Source organism: Bradyrhizobium sp. CCGUVB4N, from assembly GCF_024199945.1.
Taxonomy (GTDB): Bacteria; Pseudomonadota; Alphaproteobacteria; order Rhizobiales; family Xanthobacteraceae; genus Bradyrhizobium.
The window spans coordinates 6481312-6496921 of the sequence record NZ_JANADP010000001.1; the positions used below are offsets into that span (position 1 = coordinate 6481312).

Below are 15610 nucleotides of genomic sequence, written 5' to 3' on the forward strand. Positions count from 1 at the left end.
CCACTACATCCGCCTAACCGACAATCTGGCTCACCGACATCAGCGCCGTCATCACCGATGTGATCAGGCCGCCGACGACGAGCGAGATCGCGATGATCGCCGCAGGTCCGGCAATGCCGACGGCGCGATCGAGCGTGCGTTGCAGCTTCGCCTCGTAGAATTCGGCGACCCGGCCCGACAGCATCGGCAATTGCCCGGTCTCGTCGCCCAATCTCAACATGCGCACCGCCATGGGCGGCAACGCCTCGGTCTCGGCGAGCGCATCGGAGAGTTTTGAGCCATGGCGGACACGGTCGGCAGCATCGCTCCAGACCCCGGACGATCCGGTCGTCGCCATCATGTCGACGAGGATGCGCAGCGTTGTGGTGAGGTTGACGCCGCTGCCGAGCAGCAGGCCGAGATTGCGGCAGAACAGCGCCGTGCGGTAGGCGCCCATCACGTTGCGGATCGCCGGCAGCCGCACGATCGCATTGGTCAGTCCGCGGCGGACACGCTCCTGCCGCAACACGAGCCACGTCGCCGTGACAATGGTCGCAAGCCCGGCCAACACCGCGTCGGAATTGCCGCGCAAGAACGTCGAGATGTTCAGGAACACGCCGACGATCGGATCGACCTTGGCACCGAAATCCTGCAAGACGCTGGCGAACTGCGGCAGCACGAATGTCAGGAAGAACAGCAGCACGCAACCGGCCGCGCCGAGCACGAAGATCGGATAGCGGATCGCATCCGTCAGACGCCGCTTCAGCGCCTCGCCGCGCGCGCGTTCGCCGGCCAGCACCTCCAGCACCTGATCCAGCGATCCCGACGCCTCGCCGACCCGCACCAGCGCGATGTACATCGGTTGAAACAGTCCCTCATGCCGCGCCAGTGCCTCACCGAAGCTCTCGCCGGAGACGACGCGCGCCCGGATGTCGGCGACGACGGACCTCAGCCGTCCGAAATCCGGATCGGCGGCGAGCAGCTCGAGCCCGTCATTGATGCGGGCGCCGGCGCGCAGCAGCAGCGCGAGGTCACGGGTGAAGATGGTGACGTCCTCGGCCGTCGGCCTGTTGAAGAGGCTGAGCGCACCACGCGCCGCGCCGCCCTCCTCCGGCGTGACGTTGTCGACCAGCACCAGGCCGAGCCGTTCGATCCGCTGCGCCACGTCGCCCGGCGCCGGCGCGGCGATCGCGCCGGAAACCAGTTCGCCGTTGGCATTGAGCGCGCGGTAGCGAAAGTTCGGCATGGTTTCTAGGACACCTGCATTCTCTGAGACACTTGGACGTCAAGACATTTGGATGTTAGCGCACCGTGGTGACGCGGAAGACCTCGGGCACTGTCGTCAGCCCCGAGCGGCATTTTGCGACGGCATCCTCGAGCATCGTCGTCATGCCGCCCCGCATCGCGGCGGCATCGATGGAGTGGGAGTCGGTCTGCGGCCCGATCAGCGCACGGACCTCGTCGGACATCTCGAGGATCTCGAACACGCCGTTGCGGCCGCGATAGCCGGTGCCGCCGCAGCGCTCGCAGCCGCCGGCCTCGTGCACGACCTCGCCGCACTTGAAGCCGATCACGGCGAAGCGCGGGTCCTTGGCGAGATCGGCCTCGGTCAGCGCGTGCGGCACCTTGCAACGGTCGCACAGCATGCGCACCAGCCGCTGCGCCACCACCGCGCGCAGCGTCGACTTGAGCAGGAAACCCTCGATGCCGAGATCGATCAGGCGCGGTACGGCCGCAGCCGCGGTCTCGGTGTGCAGCGTCGTCAGCACGAGATGGCCGGTGAGCGCGGCATGGATCGCGATATGCGCGGTCTCGGCGTCGCGGACCTCGCCGACCATGATCACGTCGGGGTCCTGGCGCACGAAAGAGCGCATGGCGGCAGCGAAGGTCAGGCCGATCGACGGCTTCACCTGGGACTGGTTGATGCCGGGGATCTCGTACTCGACGGGATCCTCGATGGTGAGAATCTTGCGCGTCGGCTCGTTGAGGATCGACAGCATGGTCGCAAGCGTGGTGGTCTTGCCGCTGCCGGTCGGACCCGTGACCACGATCATGCCGTGCGGCATCGCGAGCAGGCGCGTCATCACGCTCTCGTCGCGGGTCCGCAGGCCGAGCTTGCTCATCTCGAGCAGGCCGCGATCCCGCGGCAACAGGCGGATGACGGCACTCTCGCCATGTTGCGTCGGCATGGTGGCGACACGTACGTCGAGCTCGCTACGTCCGACGCGGACGCGTGCCGCGCCGTCCTGCGGCAAACGCCGCTCAGCGATATTGAGGCTTGCGAGAATCTTGATGCGCGAGATCAGCGCCTGCGGCGGGATGCCATGCGGTGACGGCAGCGGGCGCAGCAGGCCGTCGACGCGCATGCGCACTACGAGACCAGTCCGGAACGGCTCGACATGGATATCGCTGGCACGCAGATCGACCGCGCGCTCCAACAGATCGTTGAGCGCGCGCACCACAGGCGCACCGCTGGCGAGATCGCGCAGGCTCTCGATGTCGTCGTCAGACTGCCCCGCGCGGCCGGTGCTTTGGTCTGCATTCGCATCGTCAGCATCGGTTCGCTGGTCCAAGACCGTCGTAATGTCCTCATATGACGCTACGACGACATCGACCGGCGTTCCGAACACGATTTCGGCGGCACGAATGGCCGCCGTGTCGGAGGGATCGGCAACAGCCAAGCGAAATCCACCATCCGGCGCGCCAAAGGGAAAGATGGTGGATTCGCGTAAAAATCGCCGCGAAAAACCTTCGAGGCTGGGCGTGGTCGTAAGCAGTTGCGGAAGGCTCATCCGCGGCAGGGCAAAATAGTCGGACAGTTCGTCGGCGAATTCCGCCGCCGACAGATCTGTGGTCTCCCAAAATTCTCGCAGTGGATGCGTCTGCGCCGGATTGGCTGACCGCTCGACACGAACATGCGCTCGCGGCGGCAGTGAATATTTTTCCAGGAGATGCTGCCTGAAGCTATCGGCGGAGCGGTCGCGCATCGCATTCACGGCGTTGACCTTGTTACTTGAATACAACAGCTTCTATGGAGCACGGAAGGTCCTTTGCCCTTGACTTATTTCTTAGCAAAAACATAATCGTGCGGCAAATTATTGCGCGTCCGAGCCAAGGGGGATCGGGCGCTTTTTCTCGCAGCGTTGGTAGGCGTATCTTGTTCGAAGTGGTCCGACCGCTTTTGCGCCACCGCTCAGCGTTGACTGGAACGCTCGTCCTCCTGTCGTCTGCCTTCCTGCTGACAGCGTGCATCGTCACCGCCGACCAGTCGGTCGAGGCGGACCCGAAGGACCCGCGCGCACAGGACCTTGTCGACAAGATCCGTGGCATCGATCTCCAGCCCCGGCAACCTGCGGATGCAGGGGCAACGGGTGTCGGCCAGCCGAGATCGTCGAAACCTGCGATCTATCTGAGCGATGGTGCGCCGCAAGGCGGCGCGCTGGCCGAGCGCGATGATGGCGGCGGCAGCGGATACGACCTCAATTTCGAGAATGCGCCGGTCGCGACCGTGGCCAAGGTCATCCTCGGCGACGTCCTCAATGTCGGCTACACGATCGATCCCCGCGTACAGGGCACCGTGACGCTCGCCTCGGTGCGCCCGGTTCCGAAGGCGGACGCGATCTACGTTTTGGAGAATGCGCTGCGCATGTCCGGCGTGGCGCTGGTGCGCGACCGCACCGGCTATCGTCTGCTGCCGGCGCCGGAAGCCGGCCCCGGCGGCATCGACCGCTCGGCCAGCACCGAAGCCGGCCAGGGCATCACGGTCGTGCCGCTGCGCTACACGTCGGCGCAAAACATCTTCAAGCTGCTCGATGCTTTCGGCGTGAAGGCCTCGACCATGCGCCCCGACAATTCCCGCAACACGCTGATCGTGAGCGGCAGCGGCACGGATCGGGCGACCGCGGTTGACACAATTCTGTCATTCGACGCCGACTGGATGCGTGGACAATCGGTCGGCATCTTCCCGGTGCGCAATTCTGCCCCCGAACCTGTGATCTCCGAGATCGAGAAGATCATGGATTCCGGCGAAGGCGGCATGGGCCAGAACGTCATCAAGCTCCAGCCGATCGCGCGGCTCAACTCGATCCTCGTGGTGAGCCAGAAGCCGGAATATCTGAAGCGCGCACAGACCTGGATTGCGCGGCTCGACCGTTCCGATACCGATGGCGTGAACCTGAAATCCTATCCACTGCGCTACGGCAATTCCAAGGTGGTCGTCGCGCTGTTGAACGACATGTTGTTCAACCAGAGCTCGGCGAGCAACTCGTCGCTCGACAGCGCGTCGAGCCAGGTCGCTCCCGGCGCGGGTCTCACGACGTCGACCTCAACCAATCCTATCGCCTCGCTGAGCGCACTGCCGACCGCCGCTTCAGGCGCCGCAACGCCGGTGACCGGACCGGCGGGCTCAGCGCTAGGTGCCCGCGCCGCTCCGGCGGCAGTCGCGACGCCGGCGCAGGACAACAACAACTTCGGTAGCCCCAACGGCAATGGCGCGAAATCCGGCGTCAACGGCATCCTGCAGAACGTGCGGATCACCGCCGACGTCACCAACAATGCCGTTCTCGTCTATGCCAACCAGGACGCGCAGCGTATCGTCGAGCAGACCATCCGCCAGATCGACAGGCCGCAGCGCCAGATCGCGATCGAGGCGACGATCGCCGAGGTGACGCTGAACGACCAGTTGAATTACGGCGTGCAATTCTTCCTGGCGAGCCAGAAGGGCTCGGTCTCCAACGTCATCTCCGGTGTCAGCAATGCCGCTACGGTCGGCAGCGGTGCCGTCGAAGCGGCGTCCAACGCCGTCAACGCCGCCTCCGGCGCGCTGCTGGGACGCGTCTTGCCGGGCTTCAACTTCCTGATCGGCTCGGAAAACTCGCCGCGCGTCATTCTCGACGCGCTGCACGGCGTCACCGACGTCAAGGTGTTGTCGAACCCGTCGCTGGTGGTGCTGGACAACCAGGCCGCGACCTTGCAGGTCGGCGATCAGGTGCCGTTCTCGACCGGCACCGCGACGGTGCTGACCGCCAACAACACCGTCGTCAACACCATCGACTACAAGAACACCGGCATCATCCTGCGCGTGCTGCCGCGCGCCAATGCCAACGGCAACGTCGTGCTCGATATCGAGCAGGAGATCTCGAGCGTGGCCGCCGGCAGCGCGAACTCGCTGACGCCGACGATCTCGCAGCGCCGGGTCAAGAGCTCGATCGCGGTGACGAGCGGTCAGACCGTGCTCCTCGCCGGCCTGATCAGCGAGACCGAGAACAAGCAGCGCCAGGGTATTCCCGTCCTCGATTCCATTCCCGGCGTGGGCGACGCCTTCTCGCACCAGACCACCGCACGCGCCCGCACCGAGCTGATCCTGTTCATCCGCCCGACCGTCATCAAGGACGGCGTCGATGCCCATGTCATCGCCGAGGAGATGCGCTCCAAGATGAACAGCCGCCTGGTCGGGACCAGCAATCCCGTGGTCACCGTCAGCCCGCCCAGGGCCGCGCGCTGACGGCGTGACCGGGGAAGATGCGCATGACGGGATAAGCGCCCCGCTGGCCCTCAGCCTCGCGCTGCTCGTCGCCGTGTTCGCAAGCCTCGTCACGGCCCCCGCCGCGGAAGGCCTCTATGGCGCGTTCCTGGCCGCTCTGATGCTCGCCATCGCCACGAACGATGCCCGCCATTACCTGATCCCGAACGAGCTGACCGGGGCCGCGTTCGCGCTCGCCCTGCTCCGCGCTGCCGCTGCCGTGCCCGATGCGGGCGCCCAGGCGCTGCTCTGGCCGGTCGCGCGCGCCGTGGCTGTGGCGCTTCCGCTGCTGCTGCTGATGCTGGCCTACCGGTACTGGCGCGGCCGCGACGGGCTCGGGCTCGGCGACGTCAAGCTCGCCGCCGTCAGCGGGGCCTGGCTCGATCTTGCGACGGTGGCGGCGGTGATCGAGCTCGCGGCGCTGCTGGCGATCGGCGCCTATCTCGCCAACGCCGCATTGCAGCGAAAACCGCTGCGCGGGACCGCTTTCCTGCCGTTCGGACTGTTTTTGGCGCCATCGATCTGGATCGGGTGGCTGGGCGAGACCTGGTATCTGAACTGGCTCGGCGGCTGGGCTGGCTAAAGCCCGGTGCGCTCAGGGTGAATCCCCAACGCGGCACAGGCGCGAGGCAACCGACCTCCTACCGTCGTCTACTGTGCGTGGGGTTGTTTTCGACCTTTTTGCCGAAGGCGTCCTGGAACCCCGGGCGACCGGCGTCAGCGCTCGCGGCTCGGCGCCCATTCCAGCGCCCGCAGGCGGGCCTGGGCGATCTCCCCGCGCGTCATCTTGGTGGTGACGGCGTCGCGGATCCGGGCCCGGGATTCCCGAACCCGCGGCGGCGACGCGGCGGTCGACAGGTTCAGCCATTTGGAGGCTTCGACGATGTCCTGCGGCACGCCCTGGCCGCGGTCGTAGAGCAGCCCCAGCGAATACTGCGCACGGGTATCGCCCTGCTCCGCCGCCCGCCGGTACCACATCGCGGCTTCCGTGTAGTTCTGCGGCACGCCGCGCCCGGTCTCGAACAGGAAGCCGAGATAGGACTGCGCCGCCACGTTGCCGCGCTCGGCGAGCGGGATGAAGACGCGGGACGCCGTGACATAGTCCTGCCGCTTGAGGGCGGAGATGCCCTGGCCGAGGGATTGGGCGTGGACCTGTCCGCCCGCGAGCAGCAGCACGGCGAACACCGCCGCCACGGCGCCCCGCTTCCAGTCATCGCCAAGCACCAGCAAGATCCTCTCCGCGCGATCGGCCACTGTCGCATCGACCCATGTTCATCCCGGATGACCCGCACCGTAGTCGCCGCGTGCCGGAAAATCCATAGCAAGGCGGACCCACACCGCGGGCTTGTTCGGGCGCAACCACCGGGATGCCGTCGTGCTCCGTAACAATGGGGAGTGAATTCATCGCGCAGCCACTGTAAACACGGTCCTGATGCAACTGCCCCAGAAGCCATAGCTGTGCGAATTTCGATTATCCAATCCTGCTACATTCCCTGGAAAGGCTTCTTCGACCTGATCGGGCAATGCGACGAATACGTGATCTTCGATCGCATGCAATATGTGAAGCGGCACTGGCACAACCGCAACCGGATCAAGACCGCCAGCGGCGTCGAATGGTTGACGATTCCCGTCGTGACCAAGGGACGGTTCGACCAGCCGATCGACGAGGTCGAGATCGAAAAGCCGTGGGCCGAGAAACACTGGCGAACGCTGGAGCTCGCCTATCGTCGCGCGCCATTCTTCGACACATACGCGCCCGCGGTCCGCGCCTGGTACGAGCGCGCCGACAAGGAGGAACGGCTCACCAACGTCAACGAGCTGTTCACACGCGAGATCGCAAGCCTGCTCGGGCTGACCACGCGAATTGTCAGGGACACGGCCTATCCGGCGGAGGGCGTGAAAACGGCGCGGCTGCTCGCGATCGCACAGGCCGCCGGCGCCGACTGCTATCTCAGCGGCCCTTCAGCACGCGCTTATTTCGACGAGTCCCTGTTCGCCACCGCCGGAATCGCCACGGAATGGATGAGCTACCAGGGCTACCTCGAGTATCCGCAGCTCCATGGCGCGTTTGAACACGGCGTGTCGGTGCTCGACCTGCTGTTCCACACCGGCACTGACGCTGCTCGCTATATCCAGCGTTCGGCGTCCCTACCGTTGCCCTGACTGGCCTCCAGACACGAAAGGGCTCCGAATGACGCTTCGCTCGGAGCCCTCGTCGGTGTGGAGGTATTGCCTATTTCAGCGGGATTGCCGTCATCGTGCCGTCGCTTCCATTACCATTGAGCTGGTTGGTGGAGTAGGACGAAACGGTGCCAGAGACGCCCGTCGTATTGCCGGTGATCGCCGATTGACCGACCTGGACCGTGGTCGCGCCGCCGGAGTTGTTAACGCCCGTGGCGTTGCTGTTGGCCTGCGTCCGCATGATCATGACGTTGGTCGTTCCGGCACTCGCTGTCGCTACGATACCGGAGAGCGTGTTGTTGCTAGCTACGCTGTCCTCGATTGCAACCTTGACATTGCCGTTGCTTCCGTCTGCAGCAATACCGAACACGTTGCGATCGACCACGGCTTTGTTGATCGTGCCCGTGGCAGAGCCGCCTGAACCCGGGACGACGCGAATTCCCGCACCGGTGGAGCCCGTGCCATTGCCGAACACGGTCGTGCGGTCCACTAAAAACCCCACGCTCGTGGTCGCCTGAATCAGGATTCCCGACCCAGTGAAGCGTCGGATCACGCAATCCTCGACATGGAGGAAGCCACCCGAATTGAACAAGATGCCGTTGATGCCGGATCCAAGACCTTCGATATCGAGCCCCTTCAGGTAGAGGTAGTCAGTTGAAGCGCCCGCGAAGACGATGCCGTTGGTGCCCGAGACCAGAACGCCGGCAGTCCCCGCCTCGCAGGAAATCGTCAGCGATTTGGTGACGGTCACTGCACCGAACCCACCTGGATCCAGGCAGTTAATTTCGCCCGCCGGTGCGGTTTTCGAGATCGCGCCCGCGAAGGTCTTGCAGGGCGCCGTGCGGCTACAGGGATTGGCATCGTCACCGACGCCGGAGACCCAGGTTCGGGTCGCCTGGGCGTTGGCCGGTGCCGACGTTAGGACAGGCAGGAACAGTCCAATGGCCAAGGCCATCAAAGCAATACGACGCATGGAATATCTCCCTAAGAAAAGTGAGCGTTTGTTGACCAAGACGAGAGCCCCGAGCGATGTTCAAGGCTTGTTAAGCGTAGGACCAATGGGATAGGCGCTCAAACATCACTCATACTTGCTGTCACACGCGTAGGGCGCGCCGCCTCCAGACATCTTCCCGATGTTCGCAGATTTTCCGCCGCTGAGTTTTCGAACCGCGCCAAATCGTCGAACGATAGGCCGCGCGGTCCAGTACCACAGTGACATAGTTCCGAAACCGCCCTGATAGGTCGGTTCGCCCCCCGGTAGAGGTTCAACGCATAAGCACGTTTTCTTTGTGAAAACTCCCCCTTTGGCGCCACCACGGACGAAAATGCGTCATATGACAAGTAGAACACGCCAAACAACAGCAGATTGAAGCAAGAACTCTAGCCAGAGTCGGAAAGGCGTGTCTTTGAGGGCGGCGATGAGGACCAGTTCATCAGTCGTGATCGGCGAGCCCCACGCCCTTGATCCTCAAAATAATTCCAGCGGCCGCATCAATCGTTGACGCGTTCCTCCCCACATCGCAATACTTGTCTAAGGCACTAGCGTGAGGTCCAGTAGCGATGCAGAAGATCGTCATTTTCGGTATAGGCGAAATTGCCGAACTCGCCGATTTCTATTTCACGCATGATTCCGATTTGGAGGTTGCGGGCTTCACCGTAGATCAAGCCTACGTCAAGGATCCCATGTTTCGCGGGCGCCCGCTGGTATCGTTCGAGAACGTGACACAGTCGTTTCCACCATCGGATTTTGGTTTTTTCGTTGCAGTGAGCTACTCGAAGCTCAACGAGTTGCGGGCATCCCGGGTCGCGGCTGCTCGCGCTGCCGGCTATCGGCTGGTCTCCTATGTGAGCAGCAATGCAACGACCTTTCGCGGCCTGGAGATCAGGGAGAACTGCTTTATTCTCGAGGACAATACCATCCAACCCTTTGCGCAGATCGGGGCCAACGTCACGTTGTGGAGCGGCAATCATATCGGTCATCATTCCGTGATTGAGGACGACGTTTTCATTGCCTCGCATGTAGTCATTTCAGGCGGAGCAAGGATCGGTCAAGGAAGCTTCCTCGGCGTCAACGCTACCGTCCGCGATCACGTTACGATCGGCAAGAAATGCGTGATCGGCGCGGGAGCGCTCGTGCTCGAGGATCAACCCGATCTTTCGGTCCTGGCGCCACGCGGCACTGAACGATCACCCGTCCCCAGCAACCGGCTTCGCCGCATTTGAGAGACTGCCGAAAGATGCGCTGGAAGAAACTCGGACGCGTTTTCGTCGCTAACGGCACCTCGGAGTGGGTCCACAGCCACGGCATCGTTCCGATTGCGCGGGCGCTGGATGCGCATCGCTATAGAATTTATTTTAGTCCACGCGACCGGCAGAACCGGTCCAATGTGAGCTGGCTCGACCTTGATATTCGCGATCCGACCAAAGTCCTGCGGCTCTCGGAGCACCCACTCCTGTTGCCTGGACCGCTTGGAGGCTTCGACGACAGCGGGGCCATGGGGTGCTGGGTTGTCGAGCATGACGGTGTCGAGCGGCTTTATTATCAGGGCTGGATGCGCGGGGTGACCGTGAGCTTCTACGTCGCGGTCGGCGTGGCCGAACGTCCGGCCGGCAATCCGGATCGTCCCTTTGAACGAATCAGCGAAGGGCCAATTCTCGACCGTTGCCGCCAAGAGCCGATTTTCATCGCCGACCCTGCCGTCGTGATTGAGAATGGACATTGGCGAATGTGGTATCAGTCCGGGCGCCCATGGACGCGCCCGGCCGACGTCGCTCTGCCATCGTACGACATCCGCTATGCGCAGTCGGCCGACGGCTTGAACTGGAATCTGACGGGCATTCAGTCGCTAGCCTTCCAACATCCGGGCGAGGTGGCCATCGCTCGCTTCTGTCCCTTGAGGGAGCCCGATGGAAGCTACAAGGCATGGTATTCATACCGAGCTAACGATTGGGGTTATCGCATCGGCTTCGCAACTTCGAGCGACGGCATTTCATGGACGCGTCGCGACGAAGAGGCCGGCATCGAACGCGATGCCAGCTGGGAAGGCCCAATGATATGCTATCCGTTCGTGTTCGATACCGTCCTCGGCCGGATGATGCTGTACAATGGCGGACGCTATGGCGACGCCGGGTTCGGGATCGCGGTGCTGGAGCAGGATTGACGCGGAAAAGTCAGATGTGCCTGACGATCATCGTGAATTCGTAAAGTCCGTAGTCCTGCAGCAGCGCCACTGCTCGCCCGTAGTGACGCAGGCAGTGCGAAAGCATCGCGCCGGGATCCGCGTAGTACAAGTTCGGCGACCGGCGCTCAGGGTCGCTTGACAGGCTGAGAACATTGAACGCGAAGCCGCCCCGCCCCGCCTTGGCTAGCGTCTCGATGGTCTCGTAGACGTAACGTTCCCAATTCTCCTGGAGCACATCACCCTTGACGTTGAAGATGCCGCTGGCCACGGCGAAATCCGCGACAGCGTGCGGTTCCGCGCCGACGTGCCACTGGCGGTCTGCTCCGTCGCCGTGGATTCGTCTCGCCTCTTCAATCATGGCTGGCGCGATATCGTAGCCGATAAACGGGCCGCGATGTCCGGCGTGGCGGAGGAAGCGCAGGAAGTCGCCATATCCGCAGCCCAAATCGAGAACCGAGCTCTCCGCGGAGCCATCCAGCAGCCGGAGAAATTGTTGATGCCGAAGGTCGTGAGAGGGCGCGCCGTTCCAATCCACGCCGCGCGGCGTCGCACCATGAACCTGGACCTTGGAGGTGTAATACGCAGCAACACTGCTCAAAATCGGAGATTCAGCGCTAACCGTCGTCATAGGATTCTCCGACACTAGGTTCGCGGCCCGCTGTCATGCCGGGCTTCCCGAGATGGAACATGAACGACATTGGAGAGGCTAACCGCTGCGTCACGGGCACGGTGGACCGATCGAACCACCGTGTAGGGCCGGCGTTTGACTTCGGCGACCACATTGGCAATGTAAATTCCCAGAATTCCAAGAATGAGCGTTGTTAGCCCGCCGAAGAACCAGATCGAGACGATGATCGACGTGTAACCATCGACGCCAATGCCGGAAAGAAGATAACGGCTAACATAATATCCGATCGCGAGCGTCGACAGCACAAAAATGCATAAGCCCAGATATAAAACCCCGTAGAGTAACTTCGTCGACGTGGTTGTCAGAAACTTGACCGCCATCGCAACGCGCATTCTGACGGAGTAAGTCGTTGGCGACTCCGAGAGCTTCTCGACCGGGAGCTGAACCTGCCGAAACCCCGTCACTTGCCACAAATGCGCGATCAAAAACTCCCGATCACGATGACGGATGAGCGCGCGGACGTAGTCGCGCGTCATTAGGCGGGCCACTACGACATTGCGCGGGAGCCTATGATCACTGAGAATGTTTACGAGCGAGAAGAACAGCGCCCCGGTGGTACGCTCGAACAAGCCTCCGCGTCGCGCCGTCTGCACTCCGAACACGACGTCGCAATCTCCCTCCATGTGCCGCACATAGAAACGCGTGAGGAGCTCGGGCGCCTCCTCGAGATCGCTATCAATAAGAAAGATGAGATCGCCTGTTGCATGCGCGAGTCCCGTCATCAAGGCCTTGTGGTGACCGAAATTGCGGGACAGGTCGACGACAACAACACGAGGGTCCGCTTCGTGGAGCGCTACGGCACGCGACAGACTATCGTCAGGAGAGCCGTCGTTCACCATCACGATTTCGATGTCTTGGGTGATGGGCTCGGCGGCGACAACCGCGCGGCGATAGAAGTCGTCAATCGTCGCCTCTGACCGGTAGAGCGTAGTCACGATGGACAGCTTCACGGGAAAATCCCTCCAGATCATCGAACGTTCCGGGATTTGCCGCATTCTCCAGGCGCGTGCAAGAGCAATCTATGCAGGCGGCGGTGGGGCCGGACAAGTGTCGAATCGTGGAGGTCTCAGTGGCCGGCAGCCGTACAATCCGCCGCGCCCGACTAGGTGACGATATGCCATCCGGCACTGTCGTTGACGGTCCCGATCTGCTGATTGACCGCGACCTGCGTCCCGTTCATCTCCCACACGACGAGGGCATGCGTAGTGGAATTCTCAAACAAGAGATCGGTCTTGTGATCGCCGTTGAAATCGTTGGTGCTGTCGAAGGAGAAGCCCGATGCCATCGTTCCGATCTGCGGATTGGCGATGACCTGCGTGCCGTCCAGCTCCCAGATTGCGACCCCCTTCGTGGTGCTGTTGAGCAGCAAGAGGTCGGTCTTGCCGTCGCCGTTGAAGTCGCCGGTGCCAGCGAAGGCCCAGCCGGCCCCCGCATTGATCGTGCCGATCTGAGGATTCGCCATGACTTGGGTGCCGTTCATTTCCCAAATCGCAACGCCCTTCGTGGTGCTGTTGAGCAGCAAGAGGTCGGTCTTGCCGTCGCCGTTGAAATCACCGCTTCCCACGAAGCTCCAGCCCGACGCCGCGTTGATCGTGCCAATCTGCGGGTTCGCAGCGACCTGGGTTCCGTTCATCTCCCATATCGCAACGCCATGGGTCGCGTTGTTTAACATCAGGAGATCGGTCTTGCCGTCGCCGTTGAAATCCCCCGTACTGCCAAATCTCCAGCCCGACGCTGCATTGATCGTGCCGACTTGGGGATTGGCGGTGACCTGGGTGCCGTTCATGGTCCAGATCGCGACACCATTCGTCGTGCTATTGATTAATAGCAAATCGGTCCGGCCGTCGCCGTCGAAGTCGCCCGTTCCGGAATATTGCCAGCCGTCGGCGGCATTGATCGTTCCGATGGTCTGACTCGCCAAAATCTGAGCGCCATCCATCTCCCAGACGACGACATCATGGGAGGTGTCGTTGACCATCAACAGATCGGAATTTCCATCATTGTTGAAATCGCCATGCGTGGCATAGTGAGAGCCGGAGGCCATCGTCCCGACCTGCGGTTTCACCGAAACGGCAACACCGTTCATCAGCCATTCCGTGACACCTTGTGTGCCGCTGTTGACAAGGAGCAGGTCCGTGTTCTGGTCGCCATTGAAGTCGAATCCAGTCGCGCTGGCGTGCTTTGCACCACTTGCGGTGGCGCTGGTTGCGAAGTTGCCGTCGCTGAACTGGAAATACTCCACCCCGCTCACCGTATCGGTCCCGTCCGGCGAACCGGGGCGCTCATCGACGATCGTGTAGGCCTGCGTGTTCTCGTCGTAGGAAATAAGGTAGTTCAGCTCGCTTCCGGAGTAGACGGCGGTGTCGATGCCCGCACCACCAATGATGGTATCGTTGCCGCCGCCCCCCGTGATGGTGTCGTTCCCCGCGCCACCTTTCAGCACGTTGGCGATGACGTTTCCAATGATCGTGTCGTTGCCGGAGCCGCCCGTGGCGTTGTCGATATAGGAGCGCGCGTCACCATTGTAGAGATAGGCGTTGTAGACGTTGCCAGCCGCGTAATGGCCATTGCCGAGATAGGCCAGCTGCGTGGTGGAGAACACCGACGAGGCGCCGGGATTGAGATTGATGGTGAGATTCGTCGTGTAGTTCGACAGATCGTAGGTATCGACGCCATTGCCGTCCCAGACCGTGTCGTAGATGCGGTTGGCCGAGCCGCCGACGCCGCCACCCGGCGCGAGCTGCCCGACGCCGTTGATGAACTCCTGCCCCGTCGTCGGGCTCCAGGTGTAGACGGTGTTGCCGCTCTGGGTGTTGTAGTTCGCGCCATACAGTGTCTGCAGGGCGAGGATATCGTTGGCCATATAGGTCTGCGGATATCCGTAGGCTTCATTGGTGTAGCCGGTCAGGGGCCCACCGACATAGCTGCGATAGCTCATGACGGTGTATTCGCTGTCGTCATGCGCGCTCGGCACCGCGACATTGGCGACGCCGCCGGTCTCCTGGCTATGCTTGAGGCCCATGGCATGCCCGAGCTCGTGCAGAGCCGTCGTGAAATAGTAGTTGCCGAGCTGTGCCTGCGTGTAGTCGTACTGCGTGCCGAACCAGACGTCGCCGCCGGCCGCGTAGTTGCCGGGGTAATAGGCGTAGGAGGTCGGATTGGCCGCGGGCGATTGCGCGACCATGATGTCGGCGGAGCCCGAGCCGTTATACGTGATGCTGGCGTTGGTGTAGCTCTGGATCAGCGCAATGGCGTAGTTGATCGCCGCTTGCATCTGGGTCGGCGCAGCCGAAAAGCCCGACGTCGTCGGTTCGCCACTGCCGCCGGAGTAGGGATTGGCATAGGTGCTGGACGACGTGGGGAAGCTGTAGCTGATCGTGCCGGACCATTTGGTACCCGCCAGCAGGCCGTCGATGTCTGCGTTGTTGGTCGCACTAACGTTGACGGAGGTGGCCAAGGGTATCTCCGGAGGAGCAAGCCCCCGGTCGATTCGGGGCGCGGACGGTTGATTCTATCTTCAGAAACATACGTTTGGTTTAAATTTGGCGATGCGGCCAGACCTCTTCCATAATGCCGTGTGAGGAGCCAGATTCAGTACTTATACGGGCAACGACCACAAGGCCGGTTCCAGCTGCCCCACCCATGATTATAAAGGGCAATCATGAAACTACGCCTGCTCTCGGCCGGCTTTTTCGGTGCCCTGGTGACATTCGCCGGGATGGATCACCTACCCCTCGGAGGAGTGCCTGTCATGGTCGGAAAAGCCAATGCGGACGACGGCGGCAACGCGCTGCGCGCGCCCTCGGTTCCACCGGCCCGCGCCCCTTCGGCAGCCGTCGCCGAGGAATACGAGCTTGCCCGCCAGAAGGGGACGCCGGAGGCGTTCGAGCTCTTCATCGCACGCCACGGTGACGACCCCCTGGCCGAGAAGGCGCGCGCCGAGCTGAAGCGCTTGGCGCGCTGATCTCTCCAAGGGACACAGGAAGCACGAGGCATCGCATTTTGGCAGACGGCATCGGCGCCGGGCCGGACTTGCCGCATGATCTTTCGGCACTATGG

At 62.6% G+C, this 15610-nt stretch carries 13 protein-coding genes; 6 read left to right on the forward strand and 7 right to left on the reverse strand.

The genetic code is table 11. The features are described 5' to 3' along the window. Positions 1-13: 13 nt before the first annotated feature. Entirely contained in the window at positions 14-1225 is a 1212-nt protein-coding gene (locus tag NLM31_RS30100) for a type II secretion system F family protein (protein ID WP_254194641.1), read from the reverse strand. Positions 1226-1280: 55 nt separating this feature from the next. Beyond that, positions 1281-2966: an ATPase, T2SS/T4P/T4SS family gene (locus NLM31_RS30105; RefSeq protein ID WP_256561805.1), complete on the reverse strand. Its 1686-nt coding sequence runs from the start codon at positions 2964-2966 to the stop codon at positions 1281-1283. A 212-nt stretch (positions 2967-3178) separates the two neighbouring features. Here NLM31_RS30105 and gspD point away from each other — a divergent pair, with 212 nt between their 5' ends. Together gspD and NLM31_RS30115 are read left to right on the forward strand one after the other, a co-directional pair. Further along, positions 3179-5482 (forward strand): type II secretion system secretin GspD, encoded by a 2304-nt coding sequence (gene gspD, locus NLM31_RS30110; protein ID WP_254194642.1) that lies wholly within the window; start codon positions 3179-3181, stop codon positions 5480-5482. Positions 5483-5486: 4 nt separating this feature from the next. Next, the gene (locus tag NLM31_RS30115; protein ID WP_254194643.1) at positions 5487-6083 is read left to right on the forward strand and encodes a prepilin peptidase; all 597 of its coding nucleotides are present in this window, start codon (positions 5487-5489) and stop codon (positions 6081-6083) included. 134 nt (positions 6084-6217) lie between these two features. On the opposite strand, the gene NLM31_RS30120 is transcribed toward NLM31_RS30115, so the two are convergent. After that, positions 6218-6724, reverse strand: a complete 507-nt coding sequence (locus tag NLM31_RS30120) for a tetratricopeptide repeat protein (protein ID WP_375167555.1) — start codon at positions 6722-6724, stop codon at positions 6218-6220. Between the two features lie 234 nt (positions 6725-6958). On the opposite strand from NLM31_RS30120, the gene NLM31_RS30125 reads away from it, so the two are divergent. After that, positions 6959-7663 carry a WbqC family protein gene (locus NLM31_RS30125; protein WP_254194644.1) on the forward strand — a complete coding sequence of 235 codons (705 nt, stop codon included), beginning with the start codon at positions 6959-6961 and terminating at the stop codon, positions 7661-7663. A 70-nt stretch (positions 7664-7733) separates the two neighbouring features. Here the strand turns inward: NLM31_RS30125 and NLM31_RS30130 are convergent, their stop codons facing one another. Next, entirely contained in the window at positions 7734-8654 is a 921-nt protein-coding gene (locus NLM31_RS30130; protein ID WP_254194645.1) for a right-handed parallel beta-helix repeat-containing protein, read from the reverse strand. Between the two features lie 587 nt (positions 8655-9241). Between NLM31_RS30130 and NLM31_RS30135 the strand changes: the two genes are divergently transcribed. Both NLM31_RS30135 and NLM31_RS30140 read left to right on the forward strand, forming a co-directional pair. Continuing rightward, positions 9242-9904 carry an acetyltransferase gene (locus tag NLM31_RS30135; protein ID WP_254194646.1) on the forward strand — a complete coding sequence of 221 codons (663 nt, stop codon included), beginning with the start codon at positions 9242-9244 and terminating at the stop codon, positions 9902-9904. A gap of 14 nt (positions 9905-9918) precedes the next feature. Further along, the gene (locus NLM31_RS30140; protein WP_254194647.1) at positions 9919-10842 is read left to right on the forward strand and encodes a hypothetical protein; all 924 of its coding nucleotides are present in this window, start codon (positions 9919-9921) and stop codon (positions 10840-10842) included. A 10-nt stretch (positions 10843-10852) separates the two neighbouring features. Here NLM31_RS30140 and NLM31_RS30145 read toward each other — a convergent pair whose 3' ends face one another. The 3 genes from NLM31_RS30145 to NLM31_RS30155 all read right to left on the reverse strand — a co-directional run bounded on the left by NLM31_RS30145 (position 10853) and on the right by NLM31_RS30155 (position 15008). Next, entirely contained in the window at positions 10853-11491 is a 639-nt protein-coding gene (locus tag NLM31_RS30145) for a class I SAM-dependent methyltransferase (protein WP_254194648.1), read from the reverse strand. 14 nt (positions 11492-11505) lie between these two features. Then, on the reverse strand, positions 11506-12501 hold the full coding sequence (locus tag NLM31_RS30150; protein WP_254194649.1) for a glycosyltransferase family 2 protein: 996 nt from the start codon (positions 12499-12501) through the stop codon (positions 11506-11508). A 152-nt stretch (positions 12502-12653) separates the two neighbouring features. After that, the gene (locus NLM31_RS30155; protein ID WP_254194650.1) at positions 12654-15008 is read right to left on the reverse strand and encodes an FG-GAP-like repeat-containing protein; all 2355 of its coding nucleotides are present in this window, start codon (positions 15006-15008) and stop codon (positions 12654-12656) included. Positions 15009-15212: 204 nt separating this feature from the next. Here NLM31_RS30155 and NLM31_RS30160 point away from each other — a divergent pair, with 204 nt between their 5' ends. Beyond that, a complete protein-coding gene (locus NLM31_RS30160) occupies positions 15213-15515 on the forward strand; it encodes a hypothetical protein (RefSeq protein WP_254194651.1) in 303 nt (100 codons plus the stop codon). Positions 15516-15610 lie beyond the last annotated feature (95 nt).

Bases quoted from the DNA above. Each gene is read 5' to 3' on its own strand.
- NLM31_RS30100 (WP_254194641.1), bottom strand. From the start codon at position 1,225: ATGCCGAACTTTCGCTACCGCGCGCTCAATGCCAACGGCGAACTGGTT.
- NLM31_RS30140 (WP_254194647.1), top strand. From the start codon at position 9,919: ATGCGCTGGAAGAAACTCGGACGCGTTTTCGTCGCTAACGGCACCTCG.
- NLM31_RS30135 (WP_254194646.1), top strand. From the start codon at position 9,242: ATGCAGAAGATCGTCATTTTCGGTATAGGCGAAATTGCCGAACTCGCC.
- NLM31_RS30105 (WP_256561805.1), bottom strand. From the start codon at position 2,966: ATGCGCGACCGCTCCGCCGATAGCTTCAGGCAGCATCTCCTGGAAAAA.
- NLM31_RS30160 (WP_254194651.1), top strand. From the start codon at position 15,213: ATGAAACTACGCCTGCTCTCGGCCGGCTTTTTCGGTGCCCTGGTGACA.
- NLM31_RS30130 (WP_254194645.1), bottom strand. From the start codon at position 8,654: ATGCGTCGTATTGCTTTGATGGCCTTGGCCATTGGACTGTTCCTGCCT.
- NLM31_RS30145 (WP_254194648.1), bottom strand. From the start codon at position 11,491: ATGACGACGGTTAGCGCTGAATCTCCGATTTTGAGCAGTGTTGCTGCG.